The organism is Prosthecobacter gellanilyticus, assembly GCF_007992435.1.
GTDB classification, from domain to species: Bacteria; Verrucomicrobiota; Verrucomicrobiia; order Verrucomicrobiales; family Verrucomicrobiaceae; genus Prosthecobacter; species Prosthecobacter gellanilyticus.
On sequence record NZ_BKAG01000004.1, the window covers coordinates 133,102 to 150,880 of the forward strand.

General features: G+C 61.4%; 1 protein-coding gene. It reads left to right on the top strand.

Features of this window, described 5'->3' with window-relative positions; all coding sequences use genetic code 11:
• Window positions 1-186 precede the first annotated feature (186 nt).
• The gene (locus BGE01nite_RS04620) at window positions 187-17,652 is read left to right on the top strand and encodes a GEVED domain-containing protein (protein ID WP_146849096.1); all 17,466 of its coding nucleotides are present in this window, start codon (window positions 187-189) and stop codon (window positions 17,650-17,652) included.
• The last annotated feature ends 127 nt before the right edge of the window (window positions 17,653-17,779 follow it).

A 17,779-nucleotide genomic window follows, 5' to 3' on the forward strand; every position in this document is an offset into this window, starting at 1 on the left:
GGGACGAAAAGAGCCGAAATGGCAGAAAAGCTTAAAATGTATTAAATTTATAGCTTTGTTTCTTGATTATGGACTCGATAAAAATTAAATCTGCGATATTTTTTATAAATTCTATATAAAATTGTCGTTGTCCCGCCTACCTGCCCTTCCTGGCTGCCGCTTCTCCTGATGTTCTGAGACTCCCGCATGTTCCGTTTGCTTCGCCTCTTCTCCCTGATGGTGGCCGCCCTCGCTGCCTGCGGGGAGGCCTATGCCCAGAGCACCACCATGCTGGACTGGCAGTTTGGGGCCAGCACCACCTTCCAGATGACGCCGACGACCCGGCATAACAACATCGTGGCCGGGGACCCGCTCTTCTTCGCGGGCAACCAGATGACGACGGTGCCGAGGTACAACACCAGCGGCAACAGCACCCAGTTTGTGGAATACAACAACTGGCCGACCACGGAAACCAGCGGCTGGGCCAGCGCCACCCGCACCAGCCTGAACCCGACCCTCTCCGGACCCACGGTGTGGTCGCGTTTCAGCCTCGGGCCTAACAGCCAGTTCACGCTCACCGCGCTGGCGGCCCAGTTCACCTATCAGCGTCCTTCCAGCACCTCGCCCAACAGCGTGCGCGCCTGTCTCACCTGGTTTGACGGCACCACTTATAAGCGCCGCTACTCGCCGGTGGTGACCATCAATGCCGCTGCCAGCACCACCACCTGGTCCAGTGCCGTGAACGTGACGATCGCCGGCTCTGGCTCCGCGGGTGACACCCTGCCCACCATCACTGCCATGAGCGGGAAGACCTATCTTCTTGAGCTTCAGTTCTTCGGTGGATCGAGTGCCAGCAACAAGATCAACGTCGATAACGTGAAGCTGCTCGCGGACTCGGCCGTGACCGGATCCATCGGCTGGATGACTGCGGCCACGCTGCCTGCGGCCCAGGTCAGCCGTCCTTATTTTGTGCGTCTCCAGGCCGGCAGCGGCAACGTGGCTTCCTACACTTACTCATTGGTGTCGGGATCCATCCCCACCGGTCTCAGCCTGAGCAGTGGTAACATTCTCGGCACACCGACGGCTGCCGCGGGCACCTATAACTTTACCATTCGCGCCACTGGCTCCACGACAGCGGATCGCGCCTTCAGCCTCACCATTGGAGCCACGCCTGCATCACCCACCGGATCCAACCTGGCTTACTTCACCTATGACAGCGATACCACGGCGGATGCGGTGCAGGGTCCCACCACGATGTCTTCCACGCTGAGCGAGGTGACGTGGGGATTTGATACGCGAAACAGTGTCTTGAAGACCAGCCTCTACGCTGAAGGTACCGCTGCCGCGAGCGGCACGCCCATCACTCTGGACCGTGGTGCCTCCGGTGAGATGCGCGGGTTCAGCGGTTGGGAAGTGGGGAGCAACTACACCGCTACGCGCAACAGTCTCCTGCATATCACGGATCCGGCCAGCACCTCCACGAGCTGGCGCTTCGCCGTGACGCCGAGCGCGAACACGGCCTCCATCCCGCCCACTTCTTATGTGACGACGGGCGATCCCAATGTGCTGCAGTTCTCCACGACCTTCCGTGCCACCGCTGCCGGGAACCTGCGCGCCTTCAAGGCGGACATGCTGCGCTGGATGAAGGATGACATGGTCAATGACGGTGCGCTGGGGCCGCGCTACGCGCGCCTCTACGCCTACTACACGAACAACAGCGGGGTGGTGCAGCGCTGGACAGGCAGCACCGTGGAAATCACCTCGATTTACTACCAGGCCATGCAGGCCGCCAACCAGCCGCAGTTCCGCACCCTCTGGTGGGACCTGAGCACGCTGGACACGGCCATCAATGCCACCACGGCCAAATATGGGAGCCGTGAGGTGTCGTTCGAAATCTACTTCTATTATGATCACGGGTATGATGGCTACCAGTCGCCGGTCGTGCTGCTGGATGACGTGGGCCTAACCGGAGACATGGCAGCGCCCACGCTCTCCATCGGCAACCTCGTGTGGGATGACCTGGACAATGACGGCGTGAAGGATGCGGGCGAAGGCGGGCTCGCGGGTGCGCAGGTGGAATTGTATTCTCCTGGCGCGGACAATGCCATCGGCGGCAGTGGGGGGAATGCGGACACAAAGATCGGCAGCACCCTCACCACGACTGCCACGGGTGCGTACAGCTTCACCGCCCTGGATCCAGGGAACTACTATGTGAAGGTCACACCTCCGGCCACGCACTTCCTCACGGGTGGTGTTCCGGACAGCGCTGATGACCGCTCTGACAATGACAACAACGGCGCGCAGCCCGGCGGCAGAGGCACGCCGCTGTACAGCCCCATCATCAACCTCGCGGTGGATGCCGAGCCTACCAATGATGGTGACACGGACAACGACACCGACTTCAGCGTGGACTTCGGTGTGTTCCGCGGTTTGAGCGTGGGCAACCTCGTCTACATTGATAGTGACAAGTCCAGCAACTTCGGGGCTGCTGACACTGGTGTGAGCGGCGTGACGGTGCAGCTTTTCAATTCCACGAACACCCTCATCGCGAATACCACCACGACCAGCAGTTCCAGCCTGACCGGGTTTGAGGTGCGGCAGGTGAAGAGCTCCTCGCAGATCAGGACCTACGCGCAGGCTCTCGCTGTCTTCGATGGCACTGCCCAGACAGACTTTTGGATAGGCTCCGCGAGCAAGATCAACTACATGAACCCCGGCGGCACGGATGGCCGCTTCACGACTGGCAATGCTGCCTTCCCGGACGGTGTCGATGTCAACTACGCGGTGCGCGCCATCGGTACCGTGACCATTCCCACCACGGGTGCCTATAGCTTCGGCATGACGCTGGATGGTGGTGGCCGTCTGCGCGTGAATAATCAGGATGTCATCGTGGATGAGTCGGCGCTTCACAGCTCGGCGGATCGTTTTGGCACGATCACTCTGAATGCAGGCACCTATCCGATCGAGATGGTCTACTGGGGTGTCTCAGGTGGTGCGGTAGAGTTGTATGCCCGCTCGGGTACGTTCTCTGTCTGGAGCACGAACTTCAAGCAGGTGGGTGACACAGTGAATGGCGGCCTGGCGATGTCCTACACGGACAATGCCTCGGGTGGCCGCTACCTGTTTGATGGCATCTCTCCGGGCAGTTATTATGTGAAGATCCCCGCCAGTGAGTTCCGCTCCGGGCGGCCTCTTTATGGCTACAAATCCATCTTGAACGGATCTCCCGCCTATTCGGCGGTGGATGATGATGGCGTGGTCGGCGGTGCGGACAATGGCATCGATGTTCCGACACCAGAAGCCACAGGTGTGCGCACCAGCACCCTGCAGCTCGCTGTCGGAGGTGAGCCGGTCAACAGCGGCGGTGAGACCGGTATCTCGGGCACTAGTGATGATGCCACGGACAGTGATGTGGATCTCACCGTGGACCTGGGTTTCCTCACGGAGCAGGAAAGCTGCTACTATGTGCGCATCATTGACACGGACCGAGATGGCATCCCGCTGATCCAGAAGCTCAATGGCACCACGCAGAGCACCAACCTCGTCTTTGGTGGCAGCATCGCCCACATCGACCGGGCGCAGTTCGCCTATGACACGCGCACACAGCGCCTGGACATGCAGTACATCTTCAATCAGTGGTCTGGAAAGAAGGTGCGGGGCTTCTACATCCTGCTCACCGATGGTCCGGTGCCTGATGCCGACAACCGCGCCGCCATCATGTATGTGGATGTGTATGACCGGATGTCTCCCAAGGTCACGGTGATGAAGTATCAGGGGCCGGATGGCGGCCAGACCAGCTACTTCACTCCAGGCCAGCTTCTGGAAAGCAGCATCACCCATCCCGACTTCTGCACGATCACGGTCAATGAAGCGGGGGCTGCGCTCACGGTCAGTGTCAGCGCCAGCATGAGCAGCGTGAACAATGGCAATCTGTGGACCAGCTACGGCATTGATCCGGCCACCTGGGAGGGTGTGAGCATGGGCGCGACCACTGGCATCTGGGGCCACTTCTACGATCTCGCCAGCGCTCCGACTTACAACACGGAAGGCAAGCTCACCTCCTGGCCGCGTAACACTCCGGACAGCTCCTGGTGGAACTACATGGCCACTTACACCTCGGATGCGGTCGCCACTGAGACACCGTGCAGCAGCAGCATGACCATCGGTAACATGGTCTTCTCGGACACGAACAACGACGGCAATTTTGATTCGGGCGAAGGCGTGGACAACGTCCTCCTCTATCTCTTTGCGGAAGGTAAGAATCCGCTCACGGACACACCTGCCTCCGCAGTGCTTTCCACGGGCGGTGGTCAGTATGCGTTCACGGGCTTGAGCGCCGGACGCTATTTCGTCCATGTTCCTCCTTCTGAATTCCAAACCGGTGGACCGCTGGCGGGCAAGGTCTCCATTGCAGGCGCAGGTGGTGATGCCGTGGCGGATGACCAGGTGGATGAAAACGGTGTCGATGCAGCCTTCCCGGCGGTCAGTGGCATCAGCACGGGTGTGATCACGCTCACGGAGAATGGCGAGCCCGTCGATGCAGGCGTGGAACTGGGGGCCAACAAGACCACGGATAATGCGGTCGATAACAACGGTGATCTCACCGTGGACCTGAGCTTCCGCAGGGCCACTAGCATCACTCTGAGCGGGCTTGCCTGGAATGATGCGAATAACAACGGGCTTTTCTCGACAGGCAACCTGCTTGGTATCGGCGATGAAGATCCAATCTCTGCGATCGTCGTCGATCTTTACACCCCAGGAGCAGACGGTGCCATCGGCGGGACAGGAATGAATGCTGACACCTTTGTGGCAACCACGGCCACCAATGCGTCAGGCGTGTACAGCTTCAACATCACCTCCCCTGGAAAGTACTATGTGCGTGTCACTCCGAGCGCCGCCTTCCCCACGACCTGCACGAGTGTGGTCACGGCGGACAATGGTGTGGCCAATGACAACAACGGCTCTCAGCCCGGTGGTGAATACACCTCCATCTACAGTCCGGTCATCACGCTCATGGCGAATGCCGAGCCCGGATCTTCCGGATCCACCAACGTGGAGAACACCATCGACTTCGGCTTGCGGCCTGCGCAGAAGCTCACCGTCGGCAACCTTGTCTTCCTGGATAACAACAACAACGGTCGCTATGACAGTGGAGACGCAGGTGCGGGAGGTGTGCGCGTGCAGCTCTTCAACAACTCCAACGTTCTCGTCCAGGAGACGACCACGACTGCCCAGGGACAGGTCGCAGGCTGGCGCCTGCAGCAGGCCAAGGCATCTGTGGCTGTGCAGACTCTGACCACAGCGGAGTCCGTGCTCGCCGGAACCAACCGCACTTCGCTTTGGACCGGCACGACGGATTTCATCAACTACGTCACCAGCACGGCCAATAATGGCGTTCAGGACTATGGCCATGAGGGCAATGGCAAGCTCCTGCCAAACGGCAGCATGGAAAACGTGGTCCTGCAGGCTTCAGGCACGTTGAACATCGTCAGCGGTGACACCTACACCTTCATCATCAATGCGAACGACGGTGCTCGTCTGAAGATTGATGGCAGCCTCCTCATCAAGGATGACGGTGTTCATGCCTCGCGAGATGCTGCTGGCAGTCTGGTGCTGGCTCCAGGGCTTCACACCATTGAGTTCCTGGGCTTTGAAAACACCGGCGGTGGTGGCTTCGAAGTGTGGGCAAAGCGCGGTGCATTGACAGCCTGGGATGAGGGCTTCCGCCTGGTGGGTGATACCGCGGATGGCGGTCTGCAGGTGACCTATTCCGACACCACGCCAGACATTGGCCGTTATCGGTTCAATCACGTCAGCCCGGGCTCATACTATGTGAAGATCCCTGCTTCTGAATTTAGCATGGGTGGTGTGCTGGAAGGGCGCCTGTCGTTCGTGCAGACCACCACTCCCACGGATGATCAGAAGGATGACAACAGCACCACGGGCAGCGCTGACAGCGGTGTGGATTCGACCACACCCTTCACCAACGGCATCGCCAGCCATGTCTTCGCACTCAGCGCCGGTGGTGAGCCGACCAGCACAGCGGAAGGCGGCTTCTACGGCACGGAGGATGATGCAGCTGACAGCAATGGCGACATGACGATCGACTTTGCCTTTGATGGCAGCAAGCAGGTGGTTGCCGGAGCCTTCCACTTCAACATGAAGGACCTCGACCAGAACGCCAATTTCAGCGCGGTGGAAGAGATCTCCCCTGACCAGAACTGGGACTACGGTTACAACAACGGTAACAGCGGCGCCCTGTTCTCGATCACGGATTGGGACATGATCTTTGATTCGGACAAGGAGCGTCTCACCATGGACGTGACCTTTGACCAGAAGAACAGCAAGAAGGTGGACTCGTTCTGGATCTGTGTCTCTCCTGGAGGGGCTCCTCACTCTGACAACACGGCCATCATTTATGTGAATGGCATCACGCGCAGCTCTCCGAAGCTCACGGTGTACAAGCACACTGCCTCCCTGGAGGAACGGAGCTGGCAGACCACGGCGAACTGCCTCATCTCCAACGCGGGCACCGGGATCAATGCCTCTGACGTGATGAACCTGGGGGTCACGGAGACTGGGACGGCGGTGCGCTTCCGCTTCCAGCTCAACACAGCCCGCCTGAACAACGCCAGCAACTGGGCCGTGGTGACGAACAAGCCCGCCTGGACCGGCGCCAAGTTCTACGGCCGCGCTGGTGTGTGCTTCCACCCCATGGACAACGGCACCTGGACCTATGATGCCGCCGGACGCATCACCGCGCTGGACGCTGGCTGGCCTAACCAAGGATGGCTGGAAACGGACGAGTCCGGCGCCTACGCCATCCGCACGGAGGTCTCCCCTGTGCTCACGGTCGGGGATCTCATCTGGGATGATGCCAACAACAATGGCACGAGGGATGCCGGCGAGGCGGGCATCGATGGCGTGGCCGTGGAGCTCTGGTTCCCGGGTCTCAATGGCACGCGTGAAAACGGCGCCGGTGATGATTCCAAGGTGGCGGATGCTGTCAGTTACAATGGCGGCTTCTACCAGTTCACGGATGTCCCGCCGGGTGTGTACTATGTGCGCATCCCGACTCCGCCTCCCGCCTTCCCGCTGGCTTCCGGTGTGGTCACTGCCGCGGATAACAGCGTCAACAATGACAACAACGGATCCCAGACAGCAGGGCAGGGAAGCCAGGTGGTCTCACCGCTCATCACGCTGACGCTGGGCGCGGAGCCTTCCGGCACAGGCTCCAATGAGGACACCATCGACTTCGGCTTCCGCGTGATCCCCACCCAGGACTTCGGTGACTGGAATGGTGCTGGCGCGCTCACACTGACGACCAGCAGCACGGCTGACATCAACCTGCGTCTCGGGGCCACGGTGGATGCCGAGACCAACGTCACTCCAAATGCTGCTGCCACGGTGGATGACACCACGGCCACCGGCAGTTCGGACGATGAAGACGGTGTGACCATGCCTGCCTCGATCCAGCAGGCCACCAGCGCCACGATTCCGGTCGCGGTCTACAACAACACCGGTGCCTCGGCCTATCTGCATGCGTGGATTGACTTTAACAACGACGGAGCCTTCAACAATACGCTCGTCACCTCGGGCGGTGAACGTCTGGAAGCGGCCCGCACTATCGCAACCGGCACCTCACAGACGACGCAGAACATCACCTTCACCGTTCCTGCCACGGCCAGCCTCGGGACTGAGCGCGGGGTGCGCTTCCGCCTAACTAATTTAATGTCAACCACTGCGACAGGCGTCTCTGGCCTGGGTGAGGTGGAAGACTATGTCGTGACGATCGCCTGTCCGACCATCACCGTGAGCCCCTCCTCCCTGGCTGCGGCAGTCGTCGGCACGGCTTACAGCCAGACGATGATCTCCACCGGTGGTTATGGTGCCATCACCTACTCCGTCAGCAGTGGTGCGCTTCCTGCCTGGGCCACGCTGAATGGCGGCACGGGTGTCATCAGCGGCATGCCGAGCAGCACGGCGTCTGCCAGCTTTACCATCCGCGCCACGGATGCGAATGGCTGCTCGGGGTCACGCTCCTACCTGCTCACGCCTGCCTGTCCGGTCATTGCCATCACGCCTGCGACGCTGCCGAATGCCACCTTGGGCTCAGCCTATTCTCAGACACTCACGGCAAGCGGTGGAACCGCGGCTTACAGCTGGACGGTGAGCAGCGGCACGCTGCCTGCGGGCTTGAGCCTGAGCAGTGCTGGCGTCCTCAGCGGCACCCCGACCGCCACGAATGGTGCTGGCGTCAGCATCACCTTCCGCGCCCAGGATAACTACGGTTGTGCCGGGACCCTGGCTATGACGGTGCGTGTCTGCCCGGTCATCACTCTGAATCCGGGAAGTCTCAGCGGCGGCATGGTGGGTGTGGCTTATTCGCAGACTCTCACTGCTTCCGGCGGGCTTGCTTCCTATGCGTATGCCGTGGCCAGCGGAAGCTTGCCCGCAGGCTTGAGCCTGAATGCCTCGACAGGCGCGCTCACCGGCACACCGACCACGCCGGAGACGCAGGCCTTTACAATGCGCGCCACGGATGCAAACGGCTGTATCGGCACAACTGCGTATAGTGTCACGATCCTTCCGAACACGGACTACGGTGACTTCAATGGTTTCGGCACCGCCAGCAGCATCTTTAATAGCACTCTGAAGCTCGGCGCGCTGGCTCCTGACACGGAGCTCTCCACCAACACGAACGCCACCGCGAACGGTGACGACACCACCGGCACGGACGATGAGGATGGTGTGACCCATGGCACGCTGCGCGCGGGCCAGAGCGGCACGATCACGGTGAATGTCACCAACACCAGTGGTGCGGTGGCCTACCTGAATGTGTGGGCAGACTGGGACCGCGACAACAATGCTGACTCGGGCGAGCAGATCGCCACGAATGTCTCGATCGCCAATAATACGAATGGCGCGAACCAGGTGCTGACGGTGACACCTCCGGTGATCACGGCGGCCGGCACGTTGCCCCTGCGCGCCCGCATCACCAGTGTCACAGGCGCTGGACTGGCAGGTGCCCTGGGCAATGGCGAGGTGGAGGATCATCTCATCACCATCACGGCGCCTAACATTGACTTTGGTGACCAGAGCACCTTCCCGCAGGCCACCAGCATCGCGAACAGCAATCTGAAACTTGGTGCTCTGGCAGCGGATGCGGAAGCGGCGATGACCGCGAATGCCACGGCGAATGCGGATGACACCAACGGCACGGATGACGAGGATGGCGTGACCCAGAGCACACTGCGTGCGGGGCAGGGCGGCACGATCACCGTCAATCTCACGAACAGCAGTGCCTCGGCGGCCTACCTGAATGTGTGGACGGACTGGAACAACAACGGCGTGATCGACTCTGGCGAGCAGATCGCCACGAACACCAGCATCGCGGCAGCCACGAGCAACTCCAACCAAGTGCTGAATGTCACGCCGCCTGTGGTCACGGTCACAGGGACCATTCCGCTACGTGCCCGGCTGACCAACAGCACGTCTCCTGGCTTCAGCAACGTCTTCCCTGGAACCACGCAGGGTGAGGTGGAGGATCATTCCCTCACCATCACGGCTCCAGACCGTGACTTTGGTGACTGGAATGGTTCCGGTGCCGCCACCACCACGGCCTTTAACACCCAGGACAGCAATCTCAGGATCGGCGCGACTTTCGATGCGGAAGCGACGGTGACGCCGGATGCGACTGCCACTGCGGACGACCTGGCTGGCAGTGACGAAGATGGTGCCGCGGTGCCAGCTTCCATGATGCAGACGGTGAGCACCACCATCCCTGTCGCTGTGCTCAACAACACCGGCTCCAATGCCTTCCTGCATGCCTGGATCGACTTCAACAACGACGGCACCTTTGACAATGCGCTGCTCACCAGCGGCGGCGAGCGTCTGGAGCCGGTGCGCACGATCACTTCCGGTGCCTCCAGCACGATGCAGAACATCACTTTCACGGTGCCTGTGGCTGCAAGTGCCGGCACAGCGCGCGGTGTGCGTGTACGTTTGACGAACAGCAGCACGACAACACCTACCACCGCAGGTGGCATCGGTGAGATCGAGGACTATGTGACCAGCATCATCACCGCCATGGACTACGGTGACTATGACGGGCTGGCCTCGGCCTCGAGCTCCATGGTGAGCACGCTGCGCATCGGCGCGTTGACTGATGCTGAGACGAGCAATCCTGCCAACAGCACGGCTGGCGGAGATGACAGCACCGGCGTGGATGATGAGGACGGGGCCTCTGTGCCAGCCTCCATCACCGCAGGATCCGTGGGCAACAGCTTCAATGTGACCGTGACGAACACCAGCGGCGCGCCGGCCTTCCTCAGTGCCTGGATCGACTTCAATCGCAACGGTGTGATCACGGACAGCGGTGAGCAGATCGCCAGCAGTGTGAGCATTGCCAATGGCGTGACCAACAGTGCTCAAAATGTGACCTTCTCCGTGCCTCCTGGCGCCTCTCTGGGCACGGCCGGTGTGCGTGTGCGCCTCACCAGCAGCAGCGGAGCGGCGCCCTCGGGCGCGGTGGGCAATGGCGAGGTGGAGGACTACACGACGACCATCATCGCACCCGTCACGGACTTTGGTGATGACAACGACTTTGCCGATGCCTTCTCCACGGCCGACACGAATCTGCGCCTGGGCGCCACCGTGGACGTGGAAGGTGCCTCCACGCGGAACAGCCTGGCCAGTGGTGATGACACGACTGGCAGCGATGACGAAGATGCCGTGACCTTCCCCTCCCTGACCGCAGGCCAGCCCGTGGTGCTGCCGGTGAGCGTCTTCAACAGCACAGGCTCCGCTGGTTTCCTCAATGCCTGGATCGACTTCAACAACAATGGCGTGCTCACGGACAGCGGTGAGCAGATCGCCATCAATCAAGTAGTGCCCACCGGCACGAATGGGAATGTCAATGTCAGCTTCACCGTGCCAACGAACGCTGTCACGGCCGCGGCGAGCATCGGCACACGCTTCCGTGTGACCTCCACCAGTGGCGCCGCGGCCACCGGCGGCTTCGGCACGGGCGAGGTGGAGGACCATCAGGTGGTCATCCTCGCGCCCTTGACGGACTTTGGTGATCACAGCGGGTATGTGGATGTCTCCAACACAGCGAGCTCCAACCTGCGTCTGGGCGCTTCTGTGGACACCGAGTATGCCTCCACGCGCAATGCCACGGCCACAGGCGACAACATCACGGGCAATGATGATGAAGACGGCGTCACCATCCCCGCCATGATTGCGGGGGCACCGGTGTCCATCGGCGTGAGTGTGACGAACACCTCAGGCGGCCAGGGCTACCTCAATGTGTGGGTGGACTTTAACAACAACGGCTTGTTCACGGACAGCGGTGAGCAGGTGATGAGCAATGGCGGAGTGAACAATGGCGTCAATGGAAACACCGTGAGCGTGAGCTTCACTGTGCCACCGGCTGCAACGACGGGCGTGAGCACCGGTGTCCGCGCACGTCTCACCTCAGACATCAGCCCCGGTGTGGGTGGCAGTGGTGGCGTGGGTGAGGTGGAAGACTACGCTGTCACCATCGCCGCGCCGACCACGGACCTGGGTGACTTCAATCTCTTTGCCGATGCAAGCAGCACGGTGACCAGCCAGGTCCGCCTGGGGGCGCTCACGGATGTGGAATATGCCGCGACAAAGAATGCCGCGGCCACGGGAGATGACACCGTCGGGAGTGATGATGAGGACGGCGTGACCCTGCCAGCCATGATGGCTGGAGCTCCGGCCACGATCCCGGTCATCGTTACCAACACCAGCGGCGCGGATGTCTTCCTGAGTGCCTGGATCGACTTTAACAACAATGGCTCACTGGCTGACATTGGCGAGCAGATCGTGTCTGACGCGGTCGTCTCCCCTGGCACAAGCTCCGCCACGCAGAATCTCAATGTCACCATTCCAGCGACCGCCCTGACCGGGGTGAACGTGGGGGTGCGCGTGCGCCTGACCAGCACCAGCGGTGCGGCGCCGACGGGTGCCGCGGGCAATGGCGAGGTGGAAGACTACATCGTGAACATCCAGGCGCCGACGACGGACTTCGGTGACTTCAGCGGCTTTGCGGATGCTTCCCAGGGAGCCAATCCCGCCCTGCGCATGGGTGATTTGCTGGACACGGAATTCAGCTCCACGCGCAATGCCACGGGCAGCGGTGATGACACGACGGGCAGTGATGACGAAGACGGCGTGGTCATGCCGTCCATGATCGCCGGACAAAGCGTGGTGATCCCTGTGACCATCACGAACGGCACCGGAGCCAATGGCTTCCTCAATGCCTGGATCGACTGGAACAACAACGGTCTGATCACCGACGGCGGCGAGCAGGTCGCCACGAACATTCTCATTGCCACCGGAGCGACCAACGCCGTGACCAATCTCAATGTCACCGTGCCGCCAGGAGCGACCACAGGCGTGGTTCTGGGGGCGCGATTCCGCCTGAGTGCTCCGAGCGGTCTCGGCCCCACAGGCTCCAACGCTCTCGCAGGTGAGATTGAGGACTACGCGGTCACCATCGCCGCGCCGACCACGGACTTCGGTGACTTCTCTGTTTTTGGTTCGGCCAGCAGCACGCGTGACAGCACCCTGAAGATCGGTGCTTTGACGGATGCTGAGTATCTCCAGACAGCCAACACTCTGGCCACAGGTGATGATACCACCGGCAGTGATGACGAAGATGGTGTGGCCATCCCGGCCATGACGGCAGGTGCTCCCGTCACGCTGCCGGTCACGGTCACGAACACCAGCGGCAGCGCTGCCTTCCTCAATGCCTGGATCGACTACAACAACAACGGCGTGCTCACTGACAGTGGCGAGCAGGTGGCCAGCAATGTCAGCATCGCCAATGGCAGCAGCGGAGCCACCCAGAACCTGAGCTTCACCGTGCCTGCCAATGCTGTGACGGGCATCAATCTCGGCGTGCGTGTGCGCCTCACCTCCACCAGCGGCCCGGGCTCCACTGGTCTGTCCGGCAATGGCGAGGTGGAAGATTACATTGTCAATCTGGCTGCTCCGACCACGGACTTTGGTGATTTCACTCTTTTTGGTTCGGCCAGCAATGCGGTCAGCACCTCCCTGCGCCTCGGAGCGCTGGTGGATGCGGAGTTCAGCGCCACCACCAATGCGGCGGCCACGGGAGATGACATCACCGGCAGTGATGACGAGGACGGTGTCACGGTTCCCGCCATGATTGCAGGCCAGACCCTGCCGCTGCCCATGACCGTGACGAACCTCACGGGCTCCGGCGCCTTCCTCAATGTCTGGATCGACTTTAACAACAATGGAATCCTCACAGACAGTGGTGAGCTGGTGGTGTCCAACCTTGCCGTGGCCAATGGCAGCAGCAACGCGGCCATCAGCCCGAGCATCAGTGTCCCGGCGAATGCAGTGACGGGCACGAATCTGGGCCTGCGCGCGCGTCTCGTCACGGTCAGCGGTGCTGTAGCCACGGGCATCCTGGGCACTCCTGGTGAGATTGAAGACTATGTCGTGACCGTTGCCGCGCCGACGACAGACTTTGGTGACTTCCAGGGCGTGGCCAGTGCCAGCAGCACGGTGGACAGCAACCTCAAGATCGGCACACTCACAGACACTGAGTATGCGCCGACTCTCAATGCGGCCGCCCTGGGTGATGACGCAACTGGCAGTGATGACGAGGACGGCGTCACCGTGCCTGCGATGACCGCCGGCGCACCAGCCACCCTTCCCGTGGTGGTCACCAATACCAGTGGCAGCGCGGCCTACCTGAATGTTTGGATTGATTTCAACAACAACGGCTCGTTTGCGGATTCGGGTGAGAATGTGATCGCCAGCCTGAGCATTGCCAGCGGCACGAATGCAGCCACTCAGAACCTCGACTTCACTGTGCCGCCCACTGCGGTCACCTCGGTGAACCTTGGCCTGCGTGTGCGCCTGACCTCCACGAACAATCCTGGAGCCACGGGCCTGTCCGGCAATGGCGAGGTGGAGGACTACATCACCAACATCGCCACACCGCCGCTGGATTATGGCGACACCAACGTGCTGGCCAATGCCAGCAGCACCGCCAGCAATGCGCTGCGCCTGGGTGCCACGGTGGACACTGAGTACAACTCCACCATGAACAGCACGGCGACGGGTGACGACATCACCGCCACCGATGACGAAGACGGCGTGAACATTCCGGTGATGACGGCTGGCGCGCCGGGCACCATCACTGTGACTGCCACCAACACCAGCGGCGCGGTGGCTTACCTCAACACGTGGATTGACTTCAATGGCAACGGCAGCGTGTCCGACCCGGGCGAGCAGATCGCCACCAACGTCAACGTGGCTGACAGCACCAATGCCGGCAGCTTCCCCATCAACTTCACGGTGCCGGCGGCGGCAGTGACAGGGACCACCATCGTTGTCCGTGTTCGTCTCACCTCCACCCTCAGTCCTGGCATCACAGGCCTGTCCGGCATTGGCGAGGTGGAGGACTATGTGACCACGCTGGCTGTGCCAGTGACGGACTTCGGTGACTGGATCGGCCTGGCGGATGCGAGCAGCCTGCAGAGCAGCAACCTGCGCATGGGACCGCTGGCGGACACTGAATATGTTTCAACGCGCAATGCCGCTGCCAGTGGTGATGATGCCACCGCCAGTGATGACGAGGATGGCGTGACTTTGGCCGCAGGTTATAATCTCGGCGCTGCCAGCAGCCTGACGGTGACGGTGACGAACCAGAGCGGTGCGAACGCCTACCTCAATGGCTGGGTGGATTTCAACAATGACAACGACGTCCTGGATGCCGGCGAGCAGATCGCCGCGGATGTCCTCATTGCCACGGGCACGAACGGTTCGGCGCGCACGGTGAACTTTACCGTCCCGGCCGCTGCCATCCCGGGCCTGCGAGGCGCGCGCTTCAGGCTCACGAGCACCAGCACCCCAGGCATCAGCGGCGCGAGCGGTATGGGCGAGGTGGAGGATCATCTGATCACCATCTACTGCCCGACCATCGCGGTGACTCCTTCCTCACTGCCCACAGCCACGGTCGGCACGGCTTACAGCCAGACGATGTCAGCCTCAGGCGGCACCGGGCCTTACACCTGGAGCGTGAGCAGCGGCGCTCTGCCCGCCTGGGCCACGCTGAACACGGCCACCGGCACCATCAGCGGCATGCCGACGAACACCACGACGGCGAGCTTCACCCTGCGCGCCACGGATGCGAACACCTGTGTCGGCTCACGCTCCTTCAGCATGACTCCTGTCTGCCCGGTGATCAGCATCACGCCTGCCGCGCCTGACCAAATGTATCGCAACACGGCTTACACGCAGACCTTTGCGGCCAGCGGCGGCACTGGGCCTTACACCTGGAGTGTGAGCAGTGGTGCACTGCCTGCCGGACTGACGTTGAATGCGACGACGGCTGTGGTGAGCGGTACGCCGACGACTCTTGGCAGCAGCTCCTTCACGCTGCGTGCCCAGGACAGTTATGGATGCGCAGGCACGCTGGCCTACACCGTGCAGGTGCGTGTGCTGACAATCGGCAACCTGGTCTGGCAGGACAGCGACAATGACGGCGTGGTGGATGCTGGCGAGCCCGGCGTGACCGGAGCCACCGTGCAGCTTTTCCGCCCCGGCGCGGATAACACGGTCAACACCGGAGACGATGTGCAGGTCGGCAGCAGTATCACCACTCCTGCCAGCGGTGCTTACAGCTTCACGGACCTGCTGCCCGGCACCTACTTCGTCAAGGTCACACCTCCGGCGGGCTTCGAGAACACCAGCGGCACTCCAGACACCGCGGACAACGCGGATGACAATGACAACAATGGCGCGCAACCCGGCGGATCTGGCACCGCTCTCTTCAGCCCGATTGTGACCCTGGCGCTCGGCACGGAATCCACCACCGATGGTGACACGAACCCTGACACCAACTTCACCGTCGACTTCGGTCTGCATGCCCTCATGTCTGTGGGCAACCTGGTGTATGTGGATGTGAATGCGGACGGCAATTTCGACCTGAATGAAGGCTGGGAAAATGTGCTGGTGCAGATCTTCCCGCAGGGAGCCGCAGTGACCTCCACACCTGCAGGGGCGGCGGTCTCGGACCACAATGGTCGCTACCTCATCACCGGCCTGAATCCAGGCAGCTACTTCCTGCACATTCCAGCGAACCAGTTCGCCACAGGCGAGGCGCTGGCCAGCACGCGGCCCATGGCGAACGTGGTCGCGGGTGACGATGACTCGGGCCAGGATCTCCTGGCGGCGGCCACACCGACCACCACCGGAGCCAGCACAGCAGTCTTCATCCTGACTCCAGGAAGCGAGCCTGCAGGCACGGCGGAGAGCGGCTTTGAAGGATTCGTCGATGACGACACGGACTCCAACAGCGACATGACGTTGGACCTCGGCGTCATCAGCACGAATGGCAGCGGCTTCCCGCTGGCTCAGCGTGAACGTCAGGGCGGCATGTCTGGCTCTTCGAGTTCCTCCTCCGCACCTGCGACTTATGCAACCTGGACAGCGGCTCACACCGGTGCGGATGACCAGGATCTGTATCCAGCCTTGCTGGAGTATGCCCTCGACACGGATCCTGCGGATGGTCGCAGTGGTTCAGGCAGCGTTCGCATCGAGACCACAGCTGCGGGTCATGCGGATGTGCTCTTCACACGTCCCGCGACTGGTCGCACTGACATTCGTCACGAGCTTGAGCGCAGTCTTGATGGTGTGGAGTGGGGCACTGTCACCCTCACGCCAGCGATGAGCATCGGTAGTGATGGCAGACAGATCGTTCGTTATGCCGCCGTGGACGAGGGCGTGCTGCAATCCCGCGCCCAGTTCCGCCTCAAGGTCATGCTGGATGCGAATCTCGATGGCGCTGCTGAAGCCACGGCCGTCAGTCCTGCGGTGATGTACAGTCGCGAAACCTTCCCAGTGGGGCAGCGGAGCTTCTCCATGCCGCTGGTAAAAGCTGAGCTCTATGCGGGCACGGTCACTGTCAGTGACGCCGGTATTACTTTGCCCAAGGCGGTGACGCTGCCTGCCAGCACCGAACTGTATGTCGAGGACCTTGCGACCGGTTTGGGCTATGAAGTGGACGAGACCACCAGCACCTCCACGAGTATTGTGACGAAAACGAGTGTGCCTGCGGGGCTTGTGCGCGCAGCGGTGCGTGCTCATCACACGGTCAGCCAACTCTTCCCGGCGGATGTCTTCACCTCAGGCACTGCGGAAGCGGCGGATCGACTGCTGAGCTTCGACTCCACCACGAATGCCTTTGCTCCGAATCACCTCACGAATTCTGGCTGGACTCAAGATACCACTCTTCCGAAAGCCGGTGCGCTGCTGATGCACGTGCGCAACCATGAGGTCAGCCTGCTTCTCACTGGTCAGGTAGGAGTCAAGGTTCTCGCGAAGCCATCCACAGGCACTGTCTTCATCAGCAGCACCAGTGCCGGGGTTGAATCTCCGCAGAGTCTCGGCCTAACCACCGATCGGGGTTTCCGCGCCGGCAGCCGTCCGGCGAATGCCACACGCCTGCGGCTGTGGAAGCCGGATGCCGACATGACCCAAGCCGGTTACGACAGCCTCTACCTGACCCCGACTCAGTGGCAGCGCCAGGATGATGCCACCATGCGCAATCTGACGTCCGAGAAGCTGCTGGAACCCTTCCGTGCGTTCTTTATAGTGCCGTGATGTGGCTGAAACACGAAGGGGCATCTGTCGCATGGTTTTGCCTGGCATCGTTTTGAGACAGCGTGACTCTCCCGAATCAAAGCAAGACCTGAGCTGCATCGTGAGTCATCAGGTGGGCCGGCAGACA